The organism is Nocardia sp. IBHARD005, assembly GCF_052814245.1.
In genome coordinates, this window is the sequence record NZ_CP199935.1 from 2,538,298 (window position 1) to 2,561,357 (window position 23,060).

The 23,060-nt window shown below is 68.1% G+C and carries 17 protein-coding genes and 1 tRNA gene; 9 read left to right on the forward strand and 9 right to left on the reverse strand.

Going from position 1 to position 23,060, the window contains the following annotated elements; genetic code table 11:
• Positions 1 to 202 precede the first annotated feature (202 nt).
• The 3 genes from ACTWPB_RS11805 to ACTWPB_RS11815 form a co-directional block, all read right to left on the reverse strand.
• Positions 203 to 1,183, reverse strand: a complete 981-nt coding sequence (locus ACTWPB_RS11805; RefSeq protein ID WP_056813833.1) for a ribose-phosphate diphosphokinase — start codon at positions 1,181 to 1,183, stop codon at positions 203 to 205.
• Positions 1,180 to 2,670: a bifunctional UDP-N-acetylglucosamine diphosphorylase/glucosamine-1-phosphate N-acetyltransferase GlmU gene (gene glmU, locus ACTWPB_RS11810; RefSeq protein WP_446225688.1), complete on the reverse strand. Its 1,491-nt coding sequence runs from the start codon at positions 2,668 to 2,670 to the stop codon at positions 1,180 to 1,182. The genes ACTWPB_RS11805 and glmU overlap by 4 nt, the downstream gene beginning before the upstream one ends.
• A 91-nt stretch (positions 2,671 to 2,761) precedes the next feature.
• A tRNA-Gln gene (locus ACTWPB_RS11815) sits at positions 2,762 to 2,832 on the reverse strand.
• Positions 2,833 to 3,176: 344 nt separating this feature from the next.
• Between ACTWPB_RS11815 and ACTWPB_RS11820 the strand changes: the two genes are divergently transcribed.
• Both ACTWPB_RS11820 and ACTWPB_RS11825 read left to right on the forward strand, forming a co-directional pair.
• Positions 3,177 to 3,815, forward strand: a complete 639-nt coding sequence (locus ACTWPB_RS11820) for a TetR/AcrR family transcriptional regulator (RefSeq protein WP_446225689.1) — start codon at positions 3,177 to 3,179, stop codon at positions 3,813 to 3,815.
• Between the two features lie 160 nt (positions 3,816 to 3,975).
• Entirely contained in the window at positions 3,976 to 4,623 is a 648-nt protein-coding gene (locus ACTWPB_RS11825; protein ID WP_446225690.1) for a TetR family transcriptional regulator, read from the forward strand.
• A 1-nt stretch (position 4,624) separates the two neighbouring features.
• Here ACTWPB_RS11825 and ACTWPB_RS11830 read toward each other — a convergent pair whose 3' ends face one another.
• Positions 4,625 to 5,248 (reverse strand): TIGR03085 family metal-binding protein, encoded by a 624-nt coding sequence (locus ACTWPB_RS11830; RefSeq protein ID WP_446225691.1) that lies wholly within the window; start codon positions 5,246 to 5,248, stop codon positions 4,625 to 4,627.
• A 117-nt stretch (positions 5,249 to 5,365) separates the two neighbouring features.
• On the opposite strand from ACTWPB_RS11830, the gene mfd reads away from it, so the two are divergent.
• The 4 genes from mfd to ACTWPB_RS11850 all read left to right on the forward strand — a co-directional run bounded on the left by mfd (position 5,366) and on the right by ACTWPB_RS11850 (position 10,995).
• The gene (gene mfd, locus ACTWPB_RS11835; protein ID WP_446225692.1) at positions 5,366 to 8,980 is read left to right on the forward strand and encodes a transcription-repair coupling factor; all 3,615 of its coding nucleotides are present in this window, start codon (positions 5,366 to 5,368) and stop codon (positions 8,978 to 8,980) included.
• The gene (locus tag ACTWPB_RS11840) at positions 8,977 to 9,684 is read left to right on the forward strand and encodes a MazG family protein (RefSeq protein WP_446225693.1); all 708 of its coding nucleotides are present in this window, start codon (positions 8,977 to 8,979) and stop codon (positions 9,682 to 9,684) included. The genes mfd and ACTWPB_RS11840 overlap by 4 nt, the downstream gene beginning before the upstream one ends.
• 211 nt (positions 9,685 to 9,895) lie before the next feature.
• A complete protein-coding gene (locus tag ACTWPB_RS11845; protein WP_446225694.1) occupies positions 9,896 to 10,381 on the forward strand; it encodes a hypothetical protein in 486 nt (161 codons plus the stop codon).
• Between the two features lie 38 nt (positions 10,382 to 10,419).
• Entirely contained in the window at positions 10,420 to 10,995 is a 576-nt protein-coding gene (locus tag ACTWPB_RS11850) for a TerD family protein (protein WP_301903359.1), read from the forward strand.
• A 49-nt stretch (positions 10,996 to 11,044) separates the two neighbouring features.
• Here ACTWPB_RS11850 and ACTWPB_RS11855 read toward each other — a convergent pair whose 3' ends face one another.
• Genes ACTWPB_RS11855 through ACTWPB_RS11875 form a run of 5 tightly spaced genes read right to left on the reverse strand, consistent with a single transcriptional unit; the run spans position 11,045 to position 17,130 of the window.
• Complete coding sequence (locus ACTWPB_RS11855; protein WP_446225695.1) at positions 11,045 to 12,436, reverse strand: MATE family efflux transporter; 1,392 nt, start codon at positions 12,434 to 12,436, stop codon at positions 11,045 to 11,047.
• A 37-nt stretch (positions 12,437 to 12,473) separates the two neighbouring features.
• Positions 12,474 to 13,508, reverse strand: coding sequence for a PLP-dependent cysteine synthase family protein (locus ACTWPB_RS11860; protein WP_446225696.1), 1,035 nt, complete (start codon positions 13,506 to 13,508; stop codon positions 12,474 to 12,476).
• Between the two features lie 37 nt (positions 13,509 to 13,545).
• Positions 13,546 to 15,057 (reverse strand): Y4yA family PLP-dependent enzyme, encoded by a 1,512-nt coding sequence (locus ACTWPB_RS11865; protein WP_446225697.1) that lies wholly within the window; start codon positions 15,055 to 15,057, stop codon positions 13,546 to 13,548.
• A complete protein-coding gene (locus ACTWPB_RS11870) occupies positions 15,048 to 16,058 on the reverse strand; it encodes an ornithine cyclodeaminase family protein (protein WP_446225698.1) in 1,011 nt (336 codons plus the stop codon). Before ACTWPB_RS11870 ends, ACTWPB_RS11865 begins: the two co-directional genes overlap by 10 nt.
• On the reverse strand, positions 16,030 to 17,130 hold the full coding sequence (locus ACTWPB_RS11875; RefSeq protein WP_446225699.1) for a TauD/TfdA family dioxygenase: 1,101 nt from the start codon (positions 17,128 to 17,130) through the stop codon (positions 16,030 to 16,032). The genes ACTWPB_RS11870 and ACTWPB_RS11875 overlap by 29 nt, the downstream gene beginning before the upstream one ends.
• A 321-nt stretch (positions 17,131 to 17,451) precedes the next feature.
• Between ACTWPB_RS11875 and ACTWPB_RS11880 the strand changes: the two genes are divergently transcribed.
• The 3 genes from ACTWPB_RS11880 (at position 17,452) to ACTWPB_RS11890 (ending at position 22,965) form a co-directional block, all read left to right on the forward strand.
• Positions 17,452 to 18,957, forward strand: coding sequence for an ABC transporter substrate-binding protein (locus ACTWPB_RS11880; RefSeq protein WP_446225700.1), 1,506 nt, complete (start codon positions 17,452 to 17,454; stop codon positions 18,955 to 18,957).
• A complete protein-coding gene (locus ACTWPB_RS11885; protein ID WP_446225701.1) occupies positions 18,954 to 19,907 on the forward strand; it encodes an ABC transporter permease in 954 nt (317 codons plus the stop codon). The genes ACTWPB_RS11880 and ACTWPB_RS11885 overlap by 4 nt, the downstream gene beginning before the upstream one ends.
• 112 nt (positions 19,908 to 20,019) lie before the next feature.
• Positions 20,020 to 22,965, forward strand: coding sequence for an ABC transporter ATP-binding protein/permease (locus ACTWPB_RS11890; RefSeq protein WP_446225702.1), 2,946 nt, complete (start codon positions 20,020 to 20,022; stop codon positions 22,963 to 22,965).
• Positions 22,966 to 23,060: the final 95 nt, after the last annotated feature.

The following is a 23,060-nucleotide window of genomic DNA, read 5'->3' on the forward strand; positions in this document are numbered from 1 at the left end:
CAAGACCACCATGCACCAAAGACCAGCCGACGCGCCAATGTCCGAGGACAAAACGCGCCGACTGGTCTCGAGAGAACAGCCGACTGATCTCGAGAGAACATGGGTAACTCACCGGGTACGAGCTAACCCTCCACCCCCAAAGGCTTGCCGCGTCCCCAACTCCCCCCGCACCTCAGTCTGGCCAAAAGACGCGGGGAGGCGGTTAGGCGTTGCCGTTGAATAGGCCGGTTACCGAGCCGTTCTCGAAGACCTCGCGAATCGTGCGGGCCAGCAGCGGCGCGATCGACAGCACCGTCAGCGTCGGGAACTTCTTGTCCTCGCTGATCGGCAGCGTGTTGGTGATGACGACTTCCCTCGCGCCGCAGTTGGCGAGGCGCTCGGCGGCCGGATCACTGAGCACACCGTGGGTGGCCGCGATGATCACATCGCCCGCGCCCGCTTCCTTGAGCACCTTCACCGCACCGGCGATGGTGCCACCGGTGTCGATCATGTCGTCGATCAGCACGCAGGTGCGGCCTTCGACGTCACCGACGACGCGGTTGGACTTCACCTGGTTGGGCACCAGCGGGTCGCGGGTCTTGTGGATGAACGCCAGCGGTGTGCCACCGAGCGCGTCGGCCCACTTCTCGGCGACCTTCACCCGGCCCGCGTCGGGGGAGACGACCGCGAGGTTGTCCGACGGGTAGTTGGTGCGGATGTAGTCCGACAGCTGCACCAGTGCGTGCATGTGATCGACGGGGCCGTCGAAGAAGCCCTGGATCTGGTCGGTGTGTAGGTCGACGCTGATGATGCGGTCGGCACCGGCGGTCTTGAGCAGGTCGGCGACCAGGCGGGCCGAGATCGGCTCGCGGCCGCGGTGCTTCTTGTCCTGGCGCGCGTACGGGTAGAACGGCAGTACCGCGGTGATCCGCTTGGCCGAACCGCGCTTGAGCGCGTCGATCATGATGAGCTGTTCCATCAGCCACTGGTTCAGCGGGGCGGGGAAGCTCTGCAGCACGAAGGCGTCGGAACCGCGGACCGACTCCTCGAAGCGAACGAAGATCTCACCGTTGGCGAAGTCGCGCGCGGTCTGCGGGGTGATGTCGACATCGAGTTCCTTGGCGACCTGCTCGGCCAGCTCAGGATGTGACCGGCCGGCGAAGAGCATCAAGTTCTTCTGGTTGTCGATCGAGAACGCGGTCACTGCTGGTTGCCATCCTTTTGCTCGATTGTCTTCGAAGACGTCACGTTTGCCGCGATGGCTGCCGCCGCCGCGCGCGCCGCAGCGGTTCCTGGACGGTAGCGCTGCACCCAGTTTTCAATAGTGCGCTGTGGCCCACCCGACACAGCAAGTGCACCCGGTGGAACGCTTCTGCGCAGTACAGTACCCGCACCCGTATAGGCCCCGTCACCCACCGTTACCGGTGCGATAAACATGGTGTCGCTCCCTGTTCGCACATGGGAACCAACCACGGTGTGGTGCTTGTTCACTCCGTCATAGTTCACAAAAACACTGGAAGCGCCGATGTTGCTGTACTCGCCGATGGTCGCGTCGCCGACATAGGTCAGGTGCGGAACCTTCGAGTGCGCGCCGATCGAGGCGTTCTTGGTCTCGACGAATGCGCCGAGCTTGCCTTCCTCGCCGACGACCGTGCCCGGCCGCAGATAGCTGAACGGCCCGATGGTGGCGCCCTCACCGATCTCGGCGCGCTCGCCGTGGGTGCGGATCACGCTGGCGCCCTCGCCGACGAACACATCGGTGAGCGTGGTGTCCGGCCCGATCTCGGCGTCCTCGCCGATATGGGTCTCGCCGAAGAGCTGGGTGCCCGGCCGCAGCACGGCGTCGCGTCCGATGCGCACGCTCGCGTCGATCCAGGTCGTTGCGGGGTCGATGATGGTGACGCCCGCGCGCATGTGGCGCTCGAGAATGTAGCGATTGAGGGTGGCGCCCGCCTCGGACAGCTGCACCCGGTCGTTGACGCCGGTGACCTTGTTCGAGTCGATCAGCCGCGCGCCGTGCACGGGATGACCGGCCTCGCGGGCCAGCCGCAGCACATCGGTGAGGTAGAGCTCGTGCTGGGCGTTGGCGGTGGACAGCCGCCCGATCATGGTGCGCAGCACCGACGCGTCGAACGCGTAGACGCCGGAGTTGACCTCTTTGATCTTGGCCTGCACGGGTGTGGCGTCGGCGTGCTCCACGATCTCGGCGACCTGACCGTCGTCGTCGCGCACGATCCGGCCGTAGCCGTTGGCGTCGTCGGGTACGAAGGTCAGGACCGTCACGGCGGGCCGCTCGGCATAGCTGCGGTGCTCGTCGAGCAGCGCGGAGAGAGTGTGCCCGTCGAGCAGCGGCACATCGGCCGAAGTGACGAGCAGGTCGCCGTCGAAGTCCGCCGGGATCGAACCCAGTGCGCACTGCACCGCGTGACCGGTTCCGAGTTGCTGCTCCTGCACGGCGCACACGATCTCGCGTCCGAGTTCCTTACCGACGTCCGCGACGGCGGCTCCGACTTTCTCGCGGTCGTGCCCGACAACGGTGATCAGGTGGGTCGGATCGATCTCGACGGCGGCGTGCAGCGCGTGCGAGAGCATCGACCGGCCCGCCAACGGGTGCAGCACTTTCGGAGTCTTCGACCGCATTCGCGTCCCAGCACCTGCTGCGAGAACGACGACGGCGGTCTGCGGTGGCATGGATCTCCCTCGGCTGCCTGTCAGCGAGTGCTGTGGCGGGTTCGGTCGGTAGACGGTGCGGGCCGACGATACGTCACTGTGTGCCCGTGTGCTCCGCCGCCAGGACTCGAACCTGAACTATCTGAACCAAAATCAGAGGTGCTGCCATTACACTACGGCGGATCGCCACACCAGTGGGCCGTGCGGGCCCACCACTGTGCTACGGCACGGCATGATCCTCGCACAGTTCCGCCTCCCCGCAAATTTTGGCTTGCCCGCCACTGCGGGAACTTCGGCCAGACCGAGGTGTGGGATCCGTTGGGGACGCGGCAAGCTCGCCGAGTCTGGCCGGTCGGCCCGCACCCGACGAGTTACCCATGTTCTCGTGAAGCAAGTTGTCGCGTCGGTCGAGCGGGGTGGGGTCCGCGCAGGCGTGGCGCGGTCTGAGACAGTTGTGGCAGGTTCCATCGGGCGTAGGAGAGGCGGGGAATCTGGTGAGTGAACCAGGGCGGGTCGCTAGGCCGAGGATGACCGGTACGCAGCGCAGGCAGCAGTTGATCGAGATCGGTCGCGCGTTGTTCGCCGAGCGGGGGTACGACGCGACATCGATCGAGGAGATCGCCCAGCGCGCGCAGGTGTCCAAGCCGGTCGTCTACGAGCATTTCGGCGGCAAGGAAGGCCTCTACGCGGTGGTCGTCGATCGCGAGATGTCGATGCTGCTGGAGATGGTCACCTCCTCGCTCACCCGCAATCGCTCACGGGTGCGATTAGAGCAGGTCGCGCTGGCCTTGCTCACCTACATCGAGGAACGGACCGACGGATTTCGGATCCTGGTCCGCGACCAGCCCGCGGCCAGCTCCGAGGGTCGCTACTCGAGCCTGCTCAACGAGGCCGTCAACCAGGTCGCGCATCTGCTCGCCGGTGATTTCGGCCGCCGTGATTTCGATACCAGCCTCGCCCCGCTCTACGCCCAAGCCCTCGTCGGCATGGTGTCGACCACCGCCACCTGGTGGCTCGACGAGCGCACTCCGCCCAAAGAGGTGGTCGCCGCGCACCTGGTCAACCTGTGCTGGAACGGTTTGAGTCATTTGGAAGCCGAACCGGGGCTCAGCTCCGAATGGAACACGGGGACTACACCAACAATCGGTGAGGTAACCGGACGTTAGCGCACGCAGTGTGGACCGAATCGATGATTCGGCTGCCACTTTGCCGCCTGGTGGTACGGTTCACCCATCCTTTTGGGTGCTGCCGGGCGGTATGTCGAGCAAATTTCGGGATGTCGGTCTACTTCAGGATGGCTGGATTATTGGATGACAGGCGGATCTGATGGCTAGGCAAGCACGCGCGGAGATCACCCGCGACTCCGTCCTTGCTGGCGCTGCCGATGTCTTTCTCCGTTTGGGCTACGCCAACGCGAGCCTCAGCGAAATCATCGCGCAGTCCAATGTGACCAAGGGCGCCTTGTACTTTCACTTCGGCTCCAAGGAGGAGCTGGCCAGGGCGGTGGTCGATCAGGGCAACGAGCGCCTGACCGGATCGTGTCAGGGCTTCTTCGATTCCCGGGTGCCTGCGCTCGAAGCGGCCGTCGGGATCACCTACGTGGTGGCCGATCTATCGATGAACGATCCGATGGTGGGGGCGATGCTCAAGCTCACCCATCAGATCGGTGACTATCGCGGCGCGCAGGGTGACAACATCGCCAAGACCTGGGGTGAGACCTACCGGTTGCTGTCGGAGCGGGCCATCTCCCAGGGCGATCTGATCGCCGATCTCGATCCCGATGTGGTCGGTGTGCTGCTGCAGGAACTGACCGCGGGCGTGCACATCGTCGCGGTCGGCACCGAGTCGATGGAGCAGATGGCGGCGCGGATGGAGCGGGCCTGGTATTTCCTGCTGCCCTCGCTGGTGCCGCCGGAGAAGCTGTCGTACTTCCGGGAATTCGCCGCGCGCAGGCTGCGTCGCTACGTCGTCTAGTTCACACGCTGCGGTCGGTGGCGAGCACTGCCCGCACATCGGCGTCGGCCCCGGTCGGCGTGATCCGGACTTCGTCGCGGCCGAACGCGTGCAGTAGCAGCTCCGACGGCGTGCCGGTGAGTACCACCTCGACGCCGTCGCCACGATGGGCCGTGATCGTGGCTCCCTGCGGCGTCGCGAGGACCACCGGGACCGGCGCCTTGCGGTAGGCCGCGCGGGCGACGGTGCGCAGGGCCGACCACAGCCGGTCTTCGTCGCGTGCCGCCAACTGCCTTGGCTCCCAGCCCGGTTCGGACCTGCGGACGTCTTCGTGGTGGACGAACATCTCGCTGAGATTGGCCACCGCGTCGACCGGGCGCAGCGGCGACCACCACGGCGGGCCGGTGCGGACCAGCTCGAGCAGCTCGGCGAACGGCCGCTGCGCGATCTGCGCCTGCTTCGCGTCGAGGTACCCGGCCATCGGACCGAAGACGATGCCGATCGACGCGTCGGGCCTGCGTTCCCGGACCACCAGGTGGGCCGCGAGGTCGTGCACCGTCCAGGTGCCGCACAGGGTCGGCGCGGCAGGGCCCGCCTTGGTCATCGTTTCCACGAGAGCGTGGCGTTCACGTCGAGCGAGACTCACGCCTCGACCCTACGCGGGTGGGGACGTCCACCGGGCTGCACGGGGCCTGTCGGACTCGATGACTAGACTTCGAGACGGCCACCTCGCCCATCCGAACTGCGCAATCAGGAGCGAACAATGTCCTCCCTTCGTCCTCCGCTCGCCGGTCTGGCCGAGGCGGTCGCGGGTGACGCCGCGCTGCGAACGGTCACCGACCTGGTCGGCAAATCCGGGGTGGAATTGGTCGCACCATCGGCCGTCCGGCCGTTCGTCGCCGCGACGATCGCCGAGCAGCGCCCGCTGGTGGTGGTGACCGCGACCGGTCGCGAAGCCGACGATCTGACCGTGGAACTCACCGAGATGCTCGGCCCGTCGGTAGCGATGTTCCCGTCCTGGGAGACCCTGCCGCACGAACGTCTCTCGCCCGGCCCCGACACCGTGGGCCGCAGGCTCGAGGTGCTGCGCAGGCTGGCCCATCCCGAAGACCCGGTCTACCCCGAACCGCTGCGGGTCGTGGTCACCACGGTGCGTTCGCTGATGCAGCCGATGACCGCGGGCCTCGGCGATATCGAACCGGTGGTGCTGCGCGTCGGCGGCGAATACGATTTCGACGAATTGCTCGCTCGCCTGGTCGAATTCGCGTACACCCGCGTCGACATGGTCGGCAAGCGCGGCGAGTTCGCGGTGCGCGGCGGCATCCTCGATCTGTTCGCGCCGACCGCGGATCATCCGGTGCGCGTGGAGTTCTGGGGCGACGAGGTCACCGAGCTCCGGCCGTTCTCGGTCGCCGATCAGCGCTCGATCGGCGAGAGCACCGTCGAGCTGGCGGTCGCGTCACCGTGTCGTGAGCTGCTGCTCACCACGCCGGTGCGCGAACGCGCCGCCGCGGTCGCCGCCGACAACGCGGCCGATGCCGCCCTGGTCGAGATGCTGGACAAGATCGCCGAGGGCATCCCCGTCGACGGCATGGAGGCCCTGCTGCCGGTCCTCGCCCCGGGCAAGCTCAGCCTGCTCACCGAGGCACTGCCCGCGGGCACCCAATTGCTGCTGTGCGATCCGGAGAAGATCCGCACCCGTGCCGCCGATCTCGTGCGCACCGGCGAGGAATTCCTCGAAGCGTCATGGACCGCTGCCTCTTTCGGTAGCGACGCACCGCTGGGTGCCAACGGCCTCGACCTGGCCGCCTCCGGTTACCGCGGCCTGCCCGAATTGCACACCAGCGCAGACGAACTCGGCCTGCCGTGGTGGACGCTGAGCCCGCTCAGCTCCGGCGACCCGATCGAGGTGAACCTGCCGGTAGCCGCCGGGCCCACCGCCCGGGGGTCCGAGGAACTGGTCGCCACCATCTTCGCGTCGCTGCGCGCGCACGTCGCCACCGGCGGCCGCGCGGTGGTCGTGGTCACCGGCCACGGCACCGCGCAACGAGTGCTGGAACGGCTCGGTGAGGCCGAAGTGCCCGCCGCGCTGCTGCCCGCCGGAGCGGTACCGGAGCCGGGCGTGGTCGGCGTGCTGTGTGGTTCGCTGCACGACGGCCTGATCTTCGACGACGCCGGACTGGTGGTCGTCGCCGAATCCGATCTCACCGGCAACCGGGTCACCGCGCCCACCGAGGGCAAGCGGCTGCCGGCCAAGCGCCGCAACCAGGTCGACCCGCTCGCCCTCACCTCGGGCGACATGGTGGTGCACGACCAGCACGGCATCGGCCGGTTCGTCGAGATGATCGAGCGCACCATCGGCGGCGCGCGCCGCGAGTACCTGGTGATCGAATACGCGCCGAGCAAGCGCGGCCAGCCCGGCGACCGGCTGTTCGTGCCGATGGAATCGCTGGACCAGCTCTCCCGCTACGTCGGTGGCGAACTGCCGAGCCTGTCCAAGCTCGGCGGCTCCGACTGGTCCAACACGAAACGCAAGGCGCGCAAGGCTGTTCGCGAGATCGCGGGCGAGCTGGTGCAGCTCTACGCCGCGCGCCAGGCCGCGCCCGGCCACGCCTTCGCCCCGGATACGCCATGGCAGCAGGAGATGGAGGACGCGTTCGCGTTCACCGAGACCGTCGACCAGATGACCGCCATCACCGACGTGAAGTCGGACATGGAGAAGGCGGTGCCGATGGACCGCGTGGTCTGCGGCGACGTGGGCTACGGCAAGACCGAGATCGCCGTGCGCGCCGCGTTCAAGGCGGTGCAGGACGGCAAGCAGGTCGCCGTGCTCGTGCCGACCACGCTGCTCGCCCAGCAGCATCTGCAGACCTTCACCGAACGCGTCGCGGGTTTCCCGGTGACGGTGCGTGGGCTGTCGCGATTCACCGATGCGGGCGATTCCAAGGAGATCATGGCCGGGCTGGCCGACGGTTCGGTCGACATCGTGGTCGGCACCCACCGGCTGCTGCAGACCGGTGTGCGCTGGAAGGACCTCGGCCTGGTGGTGGTCGACGAGGAACAGCGCTTCGGTGTGGAGCACAAGGAACACATCAAGGCGCTGCGCACCCACGTCGACGTGCTCACCATGTCGGCCACCCCGATCCCGCGCACCCTGGAGATGAGCCTGGCGGGCATTCGCGAGATGTCGACCATTCTCACCCCGCCCGAGGAACGGCACCCGGTGCTCACCTATGTGGGTGCCTACAACGACAAGCAGGTCACCGCCGCCATCCGCCGTGAGCTGATGCGCGACGGCCAGGTCTTCTACGTGCACAACCGGGTGTCCTCGATCGACAAGGCCGCCAAGAAGATTCGTGATCTGGTGCCCGAGGCGCGGGTGGTCGTGGCGCACGGTCAGATGAACGAGGACCAGCTCGAGAAGACCGTGCAGGGATTCTGGGAGCGCGAATACGATGTGCTCGTCTGCACCACCATCATCGAGACCGGTCTCGACATCTCCAACGCCAACACGTTGCTCGTGGAACGTGCCGACTCGCTCGGCCTTTCGCAGCTACACCAGTTGCGTGGGCGCGTCGGTCGTTCCCGTGAGCGCGGTTACGCGTACTTCCTGTATCCGCCGGAGAAGCCGCTCACCGAAACCGCCTACGACCGCCTGGCCACCATCGCCCAGAACTCCGATCTCGGTGCGGGTATGGCCGTGGCCATGAAGGACCTCGAGATCCGCGGCGCGGGCAACGTGCTCGGCGCCGAACAGTCCGGTCACGTCGCCGGTGTCGGCTTCGATCTGTATGTGCGGCTGGTCGGCGAGGCGGTGGAGGCCTACCGTGCGGCCGCCGACGGCAAGCCGATCGTCACCGAGGAGAACAAGGAGGTGCGCATCGACCTGCCCGTCGACGCGCACATCCCGCCCGATTACATCGCCAGCGACCGCCTGCGGCTGGAGGCCTACCGCAAACTCGCCTCGGCCCAGGCCGATACGGCCCTGGCGGCGGTCATCGAAGAGCTCGTCGACCGGTACGGCCCGCTGCCGGTGGAGGTCGGGCGACTGGTGGCGGTGGCCAAGCTGCGCCTGCTCGCGCGCGAGTACGACGTGTCCGAGATCGTGGTCACCGGTTCCTCGCTCAAGATCGCGCCGCTGAATCTGCCCGACTCCAAACAACTTCGGCTCAAGCGGATCTACCCCGCAGCCAACTATCGCCCCGCGAGCGGGCTGATCACCCTGCCGCTGCCACGGATCACCGACAGCGTCGGTGCCGACCGGGTGCGTGACGTGGCAGTGCTGCAGTTCGTCGCCGATCTGCTGCTGGTGCTCGACGGCAAACCCCAGGGAATGGTGGATCTTTCGGTGCCGGCGCAAGCCGTGGCGTCCCGATGAGCCCGGAGATCTCACAGGAGCAAGCCGACACCGCGGTCGTGGCCGCGGGACTGTCCGGCGCCGTCGACGTGATGGACCGACTCTGGCATTTCGGCGGCTGGGAGCGCACCCAGACCCACGACTCGCTGCGCCCCTACCTGCTCGAGGAGACCTACGAACTCCTCGACGCCATCCAGGCGGGTAACGCCGAAACCATCAAGGAAGAACTCGGCGACCTCCTGCTGCAAGTCCTGTTCCACTCCCGAATCGCCGAACACGCGGGCGAATTCACCGTCGAAGATGTCGCGGCGACGCTGGTCGACAAGCTTGTCCACCGCAGCCCCTACCTCACCGATGCCGACTTCTCTTCGGGGACCTCGGTGGCCGACAAGATCGCGGCGCAGGAAAAGGCTTGGGAGGAGCGCAAATCCGCGGAGAAGTCGCGCCGCTCCTGCCTCGACGGCATCGCGATGGCCCAACCCGCCCTCGCCCTCGCCGAGAAGATCCGCACCCGCAGCGCCACTGCGGGCCTGCCCGCCGACCTCGTCCCGGACACTCTGCGCGTGGTCGAGCTCGGACGCCCCGACTCGGCTGAGGAACGCCTCCGCAAGGCGTCCATCGACTTCGCCACCGCGATCCGGGCCGCCGAGGACGCCGCCGAAGCCGAACGAGGCACCCGGTCGCCGCTCGCCGCGCACGACTGGCGCACCTTCTGGCCGGGCTGAGCATCACCTGCCTGCGGCGACTCACCTCATCAGTTACCTATGAGCTAACGATGTTTCGTGGGTTCGGTCCCTGGCGTCGGCGGCTGAGACGTTGCCGAGATCTTGGGACAATCCTGTGCGCGCCAGCGAGCAAGGGCCACACCGCTTTAGAATCGAAGCAGCTCGCCGTTCGCGGCGGGGCAGGGGTCCGGCGATCGTCGAGGTGAGGTTGATGGGTACAGAGGTAGATCCGGCAAGTCAGGACGTGATGAACGACCACCCTGAGCTGGACGTGTTGCCGGTGTGGCCGCAGGAGACCATCGCGGTGCTCGTGACCACCGATCCGGCGCCGCACGCGATCCCCGTCTCCTGGCCGGTGCGCGCGGGTGACCGGCGGATTCTCATCAGTTTGAAGTCCGATCGCGGGTCGCTGGCGCGGTTGCGGGAGCAGCCGGAGGTGGCGTTGCTGATTCTGGGCGGCGGCAATGTGGCGTTGTGTGCGCGAGGACGGGCCAAGGTCATCGCCGAGCAGATGCCGTCGGCGCAGGACTACACCGCGGTGCAGCTGGACGTGGACGTGATCGACGACCACCGGCAGTCCGCGTTCGCCGTCGACCGTGGCATCCAGCGCACCGTGCTCGACGACACCGAATTGCGGGCGCTCGAGGGTCGGGTCGAGACCCTGCGAACCTGGGTCGACGCCGAGCCGGCGACGTAAGTTCTTCTACGGCACATCATCTGGACAGAAGGGTTTTCATGAGCGTCACACTCGCCAAGGGCGGCAATGTCTCGCTGTCGAAGCAGACCGACAACCTCACCAAGGTGGCGGTCGGTCTCGGCTGGGACGTGCGCACCACCACCGGTGCCGACCACGACCTGGACGCCAGCGCGCTGGCCACCGGTACGAACTTGAAGGTGCTCTCCGATCAGCACTTCATCTTCTACAACAACCTGCGCTCGCCGGAAGGCACCATCGAGCACACCGGTGACAACCTGACCGGCGAGGGCGACGGCGACGACGAGATCATCAACGTCGACCTGGCCGCCACGCCGCCGACGATCACCAACATCTTCTTCCCGGTCTCGATCCACGACGCCCAGGCCCGCGGCCAGTCGTTCGGCCAGATCCGCAACGCCTACATCCGCGTCACCGACGCGAACACCGGCGTGGAGCTGGCGCGCTACGACCTGTCCGAGGACGCGTCCACCGAGACCGCGATGGTCTTCGGCGAGCTCTACCGCCACAACAACGAGTGGAAGTTCCGCGCTGTCGGCCAGGGCTACGCCTCGGGCCTTGCGGGCATCGCCCGCGACTACGGCGTGAATCTCTGACGAACCATGACAAAGGCGGGCGAGAAGGTATCGCCCGCCTTTGTCGTTGTCATCGTGACTGGGTGACCGGCACGCGCCGTGGCGGTGCCATGCTGGCCTGATCGAGCAGCGCGAAGTACTTGCGCAGCATCAGCGCGGCGGTGGTGGCCAAGCCCGCCGTCAGACCCCACCACACTCCTGCCGCGCCCAGGTGCAGCGGGAACGCGAGCAGCAGCGCCGCGGGCAGTCCGACGCCCCAATAGCCGACCAGCGACAGCCGGAAGCCCGCGGAGGTCTCCTTCAGACCACGCAGCAGCCCGGTGCCGATGTTCTGGGCGGCGTCGAAGAACTGCAGCACGATGCCGATGAGCAGCAGGGTGTGCGCGATGGCGACCGTGCCGGTGTCGGTGGCATCGAGGAACGGCGCCAGCACGATGTCCGGGGCGAGCACGTAGACCACGCCGGTGACGATCGCGATCACCGCGGCCATCCGCAGCGCCAACCAGGCCAGCGCCCGCGCGTGGCCGAACTCCTCGCGCGCGACATCATGGCTGACCAGGATCGACGCACCGTGCGACAGCCCGATCGCCGTCTGGAACACGATGTAGATGATCTGGTAGACGACGCTGTGCGCGGCCAGCGCGGCGGGCCCGAAACTGCCCATCACCAGCGCGAGCACCGAGAACATGCCCGCTTCCGAACCGTAGGTGAGCGCGATCGGCGTGCCGAGGCGCAGTTCCTCGCGCACGGTCGCCCAGCGCACCGGCCACGGTGTCGACGGCAGCGTGCGACCGAGTTGTTCGTCGTGGCGCACCATCGCCCAGAACACCCCGAAGGTGATTCCGAAGACCAGCGAGGTCGCGATGCCCACACCCGTCAGACCCATGGCCGGAATGCCGGCCCAGCCGTGGATGAAGGCCAGCGCGAGCACCAGGTTCAAGGCCACCGAACCGAGCGTGACCAGCAGCAACGCCTGTGGACGCTGCATACCGACGGTGTACTGCCGCAACACCTGGAACCACAGGCACGGCAGCAACCCGGGCGCGAGCGCGATCATCATCGGCCGGGCCAGCTCGAGCACCGCCGCGTCCTGACCGAGCCACGGCAGCACCCAGCCGAGCCCGATCAACAGCGCCCCACCGAGCAGTCCGGCGAGCGTCGCGATGACGAACGCGGCCCGCACCACCGCCCGCACTTCGTCGTCGGCCGAATCGCCACGCTTACCGGCCGCGCCGAGCGCACCGGCGATCTGATTCCCGGTGCCGGTGATCAGCCCGACGCACATGGTGCGGATCTGGTTGAACAGCACCAGCGCCAGCCCGCCCGCGGCGACCTCGCGCACACCGAGCGTGCCCATCAGCACGAGATTGGTCGTCGAGACCGCGATCTGCGCCAGCTGGGTGAGCGCGATCGGCGTCGCCAGCCTGGCCAGCGCGCTGCTATCGGTCGCCGTGCCGTTCACCCACCCGCTCCGGGGTTCGTTTCGCGCGCGATCGCGCTCACCTGACCTCCATCAATTGGTCCTGGCGCCGCAGCGGTGAATAGCGGCGCAGCAGCGTGGTCACTTCCGCTTCGGCGGCGGGATCGAGCAGGTCGCGGGCGCTCATCCAGTCGTCGTCGAACACGGTATCGAGATATTTCTCGCCACCATCACACACGATCGTTACCACGGTGGACCCGGCCGGAAACTCCGCCAGCCGTGCCAAGGCATTGTGCACCGAGCCGCCGGCCGAACCGCCGATCAACAGCCCGTGTGTCCTGGCGACGGCGCGAGCGGTGGCGAAGGCATCGACATCGCTGACTTTCACGCCCTCGTCGAGCAGCGCGTAGTCGACGGCGGTGCCGATGGTCGCGCCGGGTGGGGTGCCGGTGCCCGACTGCCAATACGGGCCGCCCTCGCCGCCGAAGGCGATGGATCCGACCGGCTCGATCCCGATCACCCGGGCGGGCAGACCGAGGTCGCGCAGGCGGGTGGCGGTGCCGAACAGTGAGCCGCCGGTGCCGACCGCCGAGAGCAGGATGTCGACCCGCTCGACCTCTGCCAGCAACTCCTCGGCGACGGCGTAATAGCCGACGGCGTTGGCATCGTTGTTGTGCTGTTCGGTGAAGTACGCGTCGTCGCGGGTGGCCGCCATTGCCTCGGCGAGGTCTTCGCGGGCCGAGGTGGCCAGCTCGTCGTCACCGTCGTCGGCGACGAACACCAGGTCGGTGCCCATGGCTCGCATCGCGCGCAATTTGTCCTTACAGGCGTGGTTGTCGACCACGGCGGTGAATCGATAGCCACGTTCGGCCGCGACCACCGCCAAGCCGAGTCCGGTGTTACCTGACGTCGACTCGATGATATGCCCGCCATCGCGCAGCAAACCACGCTGCTCCGCGTCGAGCACCATCGAACGGGCCATTCTGATCTTGGCGGCGCCGGTCGGATTGAACTGTTCGAGCTTGAGCAGCAGCCGGGTGCCGGTGTCGGTGACGGCGAGTTCGAACAGGGGGGTGCGGCCGATCAGGTCCGTCACGCGCGTGACGAGAGCCATGGGTGGTTCCTCCATCGGATCGGTATCTCGGGGTGGATCAGCGGAGTGTGCTGTCCAGACTCCAGCGCAGTCGGTCGGCGCCTGCGCGCAGCACCACCTTGGGCGGGAGTGGGAGTTCGTGGAATCCGGATTCGTTGGAATCCATCTGATATCCGGCGGTGTTCGGGTAGACGAGCAGGTCGCCGGTTCGTGCGCGGCGGGGCAGCGGGATGCGCCGTCTGCTCAGCAGGTCGGACTCCAGGCAGGTGGTGGCGCCGACGCAGGTGGGGGTGAGATGGCCGGGGCGTTGCGGCCACAGCACGGGATCGGGGAGGTATTCGCTGTCGAACCACTGCTCGGACAGGCTGAGGCTGGTGCCGTCGACGGTGAGGATGTCGTACGGGTTGCCATGGGCGGTGCGGGTTTTCACGCCTTGTACGCGAAAGACCGAGCTGCCCGCACGGTCGAGTAGTGCGCGGCCGGGTTCGATCGCGAGTCGTATTTCGTTGTCGCGCAACAGTTCGGCGAGGCCGTTGTGGGTGGTGATGGCACCGAGCATGGCGGAACCAGGAACCGGGAAGTGGTACGGGTAGTAGTCGCCGGGCGGATTCGTGTGGAACCAGTTGTCGCTGAGGGTGTTCCGGAAGTCTGCCCACGTCGAGGCTTCGAGGTAGTCGACGCCGAAACCGCCGCCGATCGAGATCGTATCGGCCGAATGGCCGTCGGCCCGTGCGCGCAGGCAGCGCCCGACCAGGGTGGCCGCCTGCTCGGAGCGAGCGATGGCGTCGTAGCCGGAAAGATGGAAACTGAAGCCCGACAGTGTAATCGGGGCGCCGATGGCCTGGATTGCCTGCTCGAGTTCCATCCGGTCGAGTCCGAACCGGCTGGTCGAGCCTTCGGGCAGGACCCGCAACAGCACCCGTACGGGCAGCTCGAGCGCGGTCAGCCGGTCGAGTTCGTCGATGGCATCGATCGCGATCAGCGCCCGATGCCGGGCGGCCAGCCACAGCAGGTCGTCGGACTTGGCGGGCCCGGTGACCATCAGATCCTCGCCCCGCACACCCGCTGCCAGCGCCGCGACCAACTCACCGGTGCTCGCGACATCGATGCCCGCGCCGTTCTCCGCGCACGCCCGAGCCACGCACCCCGCCTTGTTCGCCTTCTTCCCGAAGTACACGAACCCGTCCACGCCCGAGTCGGCGAACACCTGCTGGAAGGCCATGATGTTGTGCGAAACCCGCTCGGGAAACATCACATGAAACGGCCCGCCGACGGTGTCCGCGATATCCCCGAGCAACACCGGATCAGCGAGCAGGCGCTGTTCGATGACCTCGATATACGCGGGCATCGGCGGTGCGCAGTGTTCCGGACGCCCCTCGGCTGTAAGTCCCTCCGCCGTAAGGGATTCGGCGACGCGCCACCGCTCGGTGCCGACTCCGCTCGGATCGGGATGGGCTGGTGACGGGCGGTGCGCGGGCACCCTGCTGTCGTCAGCGGCTCGCCCGGCACCGGGTGCGTCGGACACCGTGTCGCGTGCGGCGACATCGGGCCCGTCACCGGCTAGTCCCACAGCGGCACCTCGGTACCCCGTCCCTCGGCGATGGCGCGGGCGGCCAGCGCGTGCGCGACCGCGATATCGGTGAGCACCAGCCCGCTGTTGTAGACGAAGATCTTCTCGTCCTCGGTGCGGCGGGCCACGGCGCTGCGGGTGAGCACCTGCGGCAGTTCGGCGTCCACCGAACGCAGCGTCCCGTCGGGTCCGACCATGTCGGTGCCCGTCAGCGCCATCTGCGCCGCACTGGTGGCGACCACCCGATCGGCCTCGACCAGGGTCGAGGGCGCCAGCCCGTAGCCGACCAGTACGGCCACCGAACCCGGTGCCAGATGCGAGGATTCGAGCGCGACCTCGGTGCCGGGCCCGGCCGCGGCGAGCACCACATCGGCGGACGCCGCCGCCGCGTACGGGTCGTCGACCACGTCTAGCAGCGCGTGTGGCGCCGCGTCGGCCAGGTGCGAACGCACGGCGGCCAGCCCCTCGGGATGCGTGCCGTACACCATCAGCTTGCGCAGCTGCGGATTCGCGGCGAGCAAGTGCGGCAACGCATTACGTCCCTGCGTCCCGGTGCCGATGAGCAGCACACTCTCCGCCCCGCGCCGCGCCGTCTCGCGCACCAGCAGCGCCGACACGGCGGGCGTGCGTAACGCGCCGACCCGCGCACAGTCCATCATCGCGATGGGGGCGCCGGTGGTGTCGTCGTAGAGCGTGATGGTCGTGTAGTACCGCTTGGTGCTGCGATCGTGACCGGGATCGAATTTGTAGGAGGTCTTCATGGCCACCACGCGCCGCCGCCCGTCGCGGCCGAGCATGGCGTAGGACACCGAGGAGCCGCCGGGGTCGGCCACGCTCAATTTGCGCGGGTTGTCGGATTCGCCCGCCGCGAAGGCGAGATAGGCCTCCTCGACGGCACGCACCACTTCGGCGGGGCTGATCGGCACGTCGGCCAGGTCGCTGCGGGAAAGTACCCGCAGCCCGATGCCGCGGTCACGGTTGTTCAACGGATCCTCGTTCATCTGTAATGCCCCGCTCTGCTGTCCGATCAGCGGCCGCCCGGAACGGCGCGACCACGTGTTGGCCATACCCATTCTCGGACGACTCCTGCGCGCGCCGAGCGCGTTCGGGCAGCCGGATATTGATGCGCTTGAGCCAGCGGTCGGTGCCGTCGTAGCGCGCGCGGAACGGAACGCGCCCGTGCACGGCGACGTCGTTGTCCACCAGCAGGATCTCGCCGGGTGCCAGCGCGGGGGCGTGACTGACCCTGGTGAGTTCGGCGGTGAGCCTGGCGTAGGCGGCGCGGAAGACCGCGTCCGCATCATCGAGCGGGGTGTAAGCGGGATCGTAACGTGCTGTGACAGAGTCATTTTCGTCGAGCCACAGCGTCGGCAACGGTGCGAGCTGATCGAAGCCGGTGCCGTAGGAGACGTCGGGCAGGATCGGCAGCGTCGGGGTGGTGAGCGCGCGCAGATCGGCGTCGGACAGGCGTACCTCGCGCACCGAGGAGACCGTGGTGGCGACCCGGTCGGGGTTGCGCAGGCAGGTCAGCATGAGCAGGTTCGCGCGCTGAGCATGGAAGGCGTCCTCGGTATGCGGGCTGAGCAGGGTGGAACTGCTCGCGCCCGACTGTTCGTCCTCGTGGCCCGCGGCGGGCACGATGTTGTTGACCAGTCTGCCGTTCTGCTGCCCCTGCCAGCCGAAAGGCTCACCGACACAACGCCCGAGCAGCAACATCGTGATATCCAGTTCGAGTGAACCGCGGTCCGCGTGCTCGGCCGCGGCCTGCCAATGCGGCGGCGTCGGACCGAAATCGGCGTCATCGACGGGCAACCCGCGCACCACGGTCGCACCGGCCACGGTGGCGGGCGGTCGCACCGCGTGGCGCACGCTGTCGGGCAGTTCGCCCGCGCGCTCGGTGATCTGCGCGATCAGAGTGGGGTCGTGCAGGGTCGCGGTGTGTGGTGCGTCACCTAATCGGTGGCGGATCTCGGTCGCGAGCGATCGCAGCGCCGTCGCGGCGCCGGGATCGAGCTCGCGATATTCGATGTCGTGCTGGTGAATCGTCAGACGTTCGGGCAGAACGCTTTTCACCGGTTTCCCTTCTTCGCATCGGTCGAAATCGGGTGATCTTCAGGCTCGATGTGCGAAGGTAGTGCCTACCAGCTGATTAGGCAAGACTAACCTAACGTGTCGGCGAGGGAGATAGCCGATCTATATAACATAGCCGATCCCTAGAACGTCGCTTTCTACCCGAGTTGCCGAAGTGGGCGCCGACCGGGGTGTCGCGGGTCGCTTCGGTTCGGTGACGGTGAATGTGAAGCTCCCCACTCCGTTCTGCTTTTAGGCTAGCCTCGCCTAGTTTGCGGCGTCGGGAAAGGGGTTCCGGCGCAGGCGGTTCGAGGAGGCAACACGATGAGTTTCACTCGCAGGCAGCTCTTCCAGTCCGGTATCGGCGTCACCGCACTGCTCCTGGCGGCAGCGTGCACCAGTGATAATCGGTCCACCACCGCGCAACGCGGTGGCACCCTCCGGGTCGGCGCGCTCGGCACCCCCGCGCGCAGCGAACGTGACCCGCACGCCAACCTCAGCAACGACAGCGACTTCCTCGTCACCTCGCTCGTCTACGACGCGCTCACCGTTCCCGGCGCTGACCCGACCGTCGCCCCGCGCCTGGCCTCGCGCTGGGAGCCCAGCGACGACAACCGCCGCTGGACCTTCACCATCGCCGACGGTGCGACCTTCCACAACGGTGCGCCGGTGACCGCCGACGACGTGGTGTGGTCGATGCGGCGCCTGCGCTCGGTCGGCGGTGCCTCGAAGATGCCGGTGGCCGAGAACGACATCGTCGCCGACGGACCGAACCGCGTCGTGTTCACGGTGCCCGCACCCAATACCCAACTGCCACTGCTGCTTCGGCTGATGACCTTCACTGTGCCGAAGGACACCACCGACTTCACCGCCGCGATCGGCACCGGCCCGTTCCGGCTCGAGTCCTCTCAGGGCGGCAACGCCAGGCTGGTACGCAACGAGCGCTGGCACGGCACACCGCCGCTGCTCGACGCCATCGAGGTGACAATGTTCGACAGCGTCACCGCGCTGGGCAACGCGGCGCTGGGCGGGCAGATCGACCTCGCCTCCAACGTGGGCGCGATCGCCGGGCGCACCGCCGCGGGGCGCGGTGACCTGCAGGTCATCCGGCGTGCCAACGACACCATGCTCGGTGTGGCCATGCGTGCCGCCGACGGCCCGTTCGCCGATGCCAGGGTGCGCGCCGCGCTGCGCCTCGGCGTCGACCGGCCCGCACTGGTCAACCAGGTGCACTCCGGCTACGGCACCGTCGCCGCCGATGTTCTCGGCACCGCCGACCCGCTCTACGACACCACGCTGCGTCGTGACCGCGATGTCGAGCGCGCGCGAACCCTCCTGCGCGAGGCCGGTTTCGACACCGGACGCAGCTACCCGTTCGTGACCAAGGCCGAAGTGCCCGGCGAGGTCGAATCGGCGAAGGTGATCGCCACCCAGCTCGCCGAGATCGGCGTCCGGCTCGACGTGCAGGTGGCGGAATCGGCCGCCTTCTACGACCAGACCTGGCTCAACGCACCGCTGTACACGGTGTCGTGGGGGACCAACGACTCGGTGGTGTTCCTGGCCGACAAGCTGATGACCTCGGGTTCCAACCGCAACGAAACCGCTTTCCGCGAACCAGAATTCGACGCTGCCGACGCCAAGGCGCTGGCCGCATCCGGTGACGAGTACACGCGGGCCGTGCGTGAACTGCAGCGCATCGAGTTCGAGCGCGGCGGCTATCTGGTGTGGGGCATGGCCGATGGTGTCGACATCGCCGCGGGCACGGTGCGTGGCCTGCCGACGCTCGGTGGGTTCGCGCGCGTTCAGCTGGAACGCGCCTGGTTGGCGTGAACCCGTTGAAGGCCGGTGCCGTGAAAACCTTTGCCCTGCCGATGTTGCGGCGGATCGCGCTGCTGATGACATTGCTGGCCGTCGTGTTCGTCGCGGTGGATCTGCTACCGGGGAACGCGGCACGTTCGGCGCTCGGCAGGGAGGCGGACCCGGCCGAGCTCGCGGCGAAAGAGCACGAACTCGGTCTGGATCGCGCGCTGCCGGTGCAGTTCCTGGACTGGATCTGCGGGGTGCTCACCGGGGATTTCGGGCAGACCGCGCGGGGGAACTCGATCGGCGCGTTGCTGGCAGACAAGTTCCCGCAGACCCTGCTGCTGGGTGGGATCGCCTTGCTGCTGACCATCGCGCTGTCCCTGGGGCTCGGCTGCTGGTGGGCGATGCGTCCGACCGCGCTCGGATCGCGAATTCTGCAGCCCGTCAGCACGATGGCGGTGGCCGTCCCCGAATTCGTCGGCGGCACCTTGTTGATCCTGGTGTTCTCCCTGGCCACCGGGTGGCTCCCGGCCGTGACCATTACCGGCCGTTCCGGGTTTCCCGTCGGACCCGAGATGCTGGTGCTGCCGGTGCTGGCGTTGGCGATTCCGCAGATCGGCTGGAACGCCCGCGTCGTGCGCTCGGCCCTGCTCGATGTGGCTGGCGCGCCCCATGTGGAAAGTGCTGTGCTGGAAGGACTCCCGACCCGCACGATTCTGGTCCGTCACATGCTGCCGTTTGCCGCGCCGACCATCGTCGCCGGGTACGCGACCTCGGTCGGCATGCTCTTCGGCGGCGCCCTGGTGGTCGAGACGCTCTTCAACTATCCCGGTATCGGTGCCGTTCTCGCCGGTTCCGTCGCCGACCGGGACGCCACCATGGTCGCCGCGGTAGTCGCCCTGACGGCGATAGTCATCATGGCCCTCCTAGCCGTCGCCGACGCCGTCCGTGCATGGGCCGCGACCCGCACGAGATGACCACACGAAAGGCCGCCTAGTGCAGCAGGATTCTCGCGCCGCAGAGCAAGATCATCAGGCCGTGGTGGTTTTTCGTTCTCGGCCGATGTCTCCGTCAGGGCCTGGTGAACATATGTCCAGGTCCGGTGCCGGGTGGGGGCGGTATTCGGCGGCGGTTGGTGTGGGGCTGGTTGTGCTGCTCGCGGCGGTGGGGCCGCTGTTCGCGCCCTATTCGGGGGACAAGGCGGTCGGGATGCCGTTCGCGCCGCCGGGCGGGGGAGCGCTGCTCGGGACTGATCGGCTGGGCCGGGATGTGCTCAGCCACCTGCTCACCGGCGGCACCCACCTGCTGGCGGTTTCCGCGGTGATCGCGGTGGCGGTGACAGTGCTGTCGGCCGTCCTCGGCGCGGTCGCCGCCGTGCGCCCGCGGGCGGGCAAGGTCATCGAACTCTGCGGCGACCTGGTCATCCTGCTCCCCGCGGTCCTCGGCATCTTGCTCGTGCTCACCGCATGGCCCCAGGGTGGGGTTACCGCGCTGATCGCGGTATCGCTGCTCTTCGGAGTTCCCTACTGCGCCAGGATCTTCGCTGCCTCCGCCGCGACCATCGCGGCCTCCGGCTACGTCGAAGCCGCCGTGGCCAGCGGCGAATCCCTGTCCCATCTCGTCTTCCGTGAGATCCTCCCCAACCTGCGCGCCGTCTTCACCACCCAGCTCGGCCTGCGCTTCGTCGTCGCCATCTACCTCGTCAGCACCATCGCCTTCCTCGGCGTCTCAGCGCTTGGCCCCGACAACTGGGCGATCATGGTCCGCGACAACGCCTCTGGACTTCTGCTGAACCCCTGGGCGGTCCTGGCGCCGAGCGCTGCCATCGCCATCGTGGCCGTCGGCGTGAACCTGGTGGTGACCAGTGGCCCCAGGAATCGAGTGAACCCGAAAACCGCATCGGATGATGTCGGCGCGGTCCGGGTTGCCAGGGCGGAAGCCGAGACATGCGCGGAGAGCGCACTCGGGACCGTGAGCGCGGGAGATGCAGCAGCCGCGGGGACCCCGGGCGGCGCGGAGAGCGAGCGGAACGCGGGAGCCACGAGGGCTGCACGTGGCGCTGAAGGCATGGGAGACAGGGGAGCTCCAACGGTCGTGGGCGATGCTGGGGGCGCGGGAGATGCCGGGCGCGCAGGAGGCGCGGGAGGTGCGGGGGGCGCGGGAGGTGCTGGGGGCGCGGGAGGCGCGGGAGGTGCGGGGGGCGCGGGAGGTGCTGGGGGCGCGGGAGGCGCGGGAGGTGCTGGGGGCGCGGGAGGTGCTGGGCGCGCAGGAGGCGCGGGAGGTGCTGGGCGGCCGAGGGGATGTGGGATCTCGGTGGTGGATTCCGGGGCTGCGGCGGTGGTGGACGGGCTCAGCGTCGTTGCTGACAGTGGGGCAGTGGTGTTGGCGCCGTTGTCATTTCGATTGAAATCGGGGACGGTCACCGCACTCACCGGGGCGTCGGGCGCGGGGAAGTCGACGGCGATGCGTGCGCTCCTCGGGCATCTGCCTGCCGGTGTTCGTGGGGAGGGCACGGTGCGGGTTGCGGGATATGACGTGTTCGCGCTCGACGCCGGTGCCCTGCGCAGATTCCGGCGCGAGCACATCGCCTATGTCGGCCAGGATCCCGGCTCCGAACTCAACCCGCTGCTGCGTGTCCGAGCGGTCCTGGCCGACGCGGCGCCCGGCAGCTCCGACGCCGACCGCCTGGCCGTCCTCGAACGAGTTGGCCTCGACCCCACCCACCTCCGCCGCCGCTGCGCCCGCCTCTCCGGCGGCCAGCAACGCCGAGTGGCCCTGGCTCGAGCCATCCTCCGCCGCCCCCGAGTCCTCGTCCTCGACGAACCCCTGGCGGGCCTGCACGGCACCCTCCGCACCGAAATTGCCCAGCTGATATCGGTCCTCGCCACCGAGCACTCCACCACCGTCCTGCTCTCGGGCCACGACACCGAGGCGATCAACGCCATCGCCGACACCGTGATCGAACTCCACCCACCCGGTGAGGGTTCGGTGAATATCGCTGCCGCAGTGTCTGATTCCGCAAGCGACCGCCGCCGGTCGGCCGGTCGGACGGTTGCGGCCTCGGTCATCGGCGCCGACCGCATCGCCGAGGCCGAGGCGTTCAGCGGACGGACGGACGGCGCGGCAGTGGTTGCTGATTCAGCGCGCGAAGCGCACCTGTCCAACGGACCTTCGGGGCCGACCGGGCGCCAACAGGTCGACCAGTCGGAGGCTCCAGCAGACCGCAATGGGCATCGGGTGCTGAATACCGACCCCGCCGGTACGGCATCTCCGACCAGCGATCCGACGGGTGGCGGCGAGGTAATTGCCGTGCACGCCAAGGGAATCAACGCGGACGCGGGCGGCCACACGGTGCTGGAGAACATCGGATTCAGCCTGACCGCAGGTGCCGCCCTGGCTGTCGTTGGGCCTTCTGGGGCGGGAAAGACCACGCTCGCGCGGGTGATCGCGGGTTTGCACGCCGATGCCGCCGGATCGCTGGATGTCGGTGGTGCGCGGGTGCCGGTGGGGAGCAGGCGGCGAATCAAGGCCGGTGCCAATGGTATTCAACTTGTCACCCAGAACCCTCGCGCGGCGTTGAATCCACGACGCACCGTCGAGCAGACCCTGGCACGCCCTTTGCGCCGCATCGCGCGAGTCCCCAGACCCGAAATCCGCACCCGCGTCACCGCCCTGCTCGCCGCCGTCGACCTGCCCGCCGACCTCGCCGCCCGCCGCCCCCACCAACTCTCCGGCGGCCAGCGTCAACGAGTAGCCCTGGCCCGCGCCCTCGCCGCCGACCCAGCGGTGCTGATCTGCGACGAGATCACCACCGCCCTCGACGCCGGCACCGCCGCCGCCATCATGTCGCTGCTCGACCGCCTCCGCACCGACCGCGGCGCCGCGGTCATCCTGATCAGCCACGACATGACCCTGGTCCGCGGACACTGCACCGACCTCCTCGTCCTCGACCACGGACGCATAGTCGAATCAGGCACCCCGGCGACCGTTCTCGCCGCACCAGCCCACCAGGCGACCGCCGACCTTCTCGGCTGATCACCCGCGCAGCGCAGGCGGCGCCGACCTACTCGGGGATGACGCCCGCGCCACGCGGCTCGACTCTGTAACAGTTGTCACCCTGTCTCCGACTA

Excerpts from the sequence above, each read along its gene's own strand:
- ACTWPB_RS11840 (WP_446225693.1), top strand. The coding sequence starts at position 8,977 with ATGAGCCCGGAGATCTCACAGGAGCAAGCCGACACCGCGGTCGTGGCC.
- ACTWPB_RS11880 (WP_446225700.1), top strand. The coding sequence starts at position 17,452 with ATGAGTTTCACTCGCAGGCAGCTCTTCCAGTCCGGTATCGGCGTCACC.
- ACTWPB_RS11820 (WP_446225689.1), top strand. The coding sequence starts at position 3,177 with ATGACCGGTACGCAGCGCAGGCAGCAGTTGATCGAGATCGGTCGCGCG.
- ACTWPB_RS11890 (WP_446225702.1), top strand. The coding sequence starts at position 20,020 with ATGTCCAGGTCCGGTGCCGGGTGGGGGCGGTATTCGGCGGCGGTTGGT.
- ACTWPB_RS11825 (WP_446225690.1), top strand. The coding sequence starts at position 3,976 with ATGGCTAGGCAAGCACGCGCGGAGATCACCCGCGACTCCGTCCTTGCT.
- mfd (WP_446225692.1), top strand. The coding sequence starts at position 5,366 with ATGTCCTCCCTTCGTCCTCCGCTCGCCGGTCTGGCCGAGGCGGTCGCG.
- ACTWPB_RS11845 (WP_446225694.1), top strand. The coding sequence starts at position 9,896 with ATGGGTACAGAGGTAGATCCGGCAAGTCAGGACGTGATGAACGACCAC.
- glmU (WP_446225688.1), bottom strand. The coding sequence starts at position 2,670 with ATGCCACCGCAGACCGCCGTCGTCGTTCTCGCAGCAGGTGCTGGGACG.
- ACTWPB_RS11860 (WP_446225696.1), bottom strand. The coding sequence starts at position 13,508 with ATGGCTCTCGTCACGCGCGTGACGGACCTGATCGGCCGCACCCCCCTG.
- ACTWPB_RS11850 (WP_301903359.1), top strand. The coding sequence starts at position 10,420 with ATGAGCGTCACACTCGCCAAGGGCGGCAATGTCTCGCTGTCGAAGCAG.
- ACTWPB_RS11870 (WP_446225698.1), bottom strand. The coding sequence starts at position 16,058 with ATGAACGAGGATCCGTTGAACAACCGTGACCGCGGCATCGGGCTGCGG.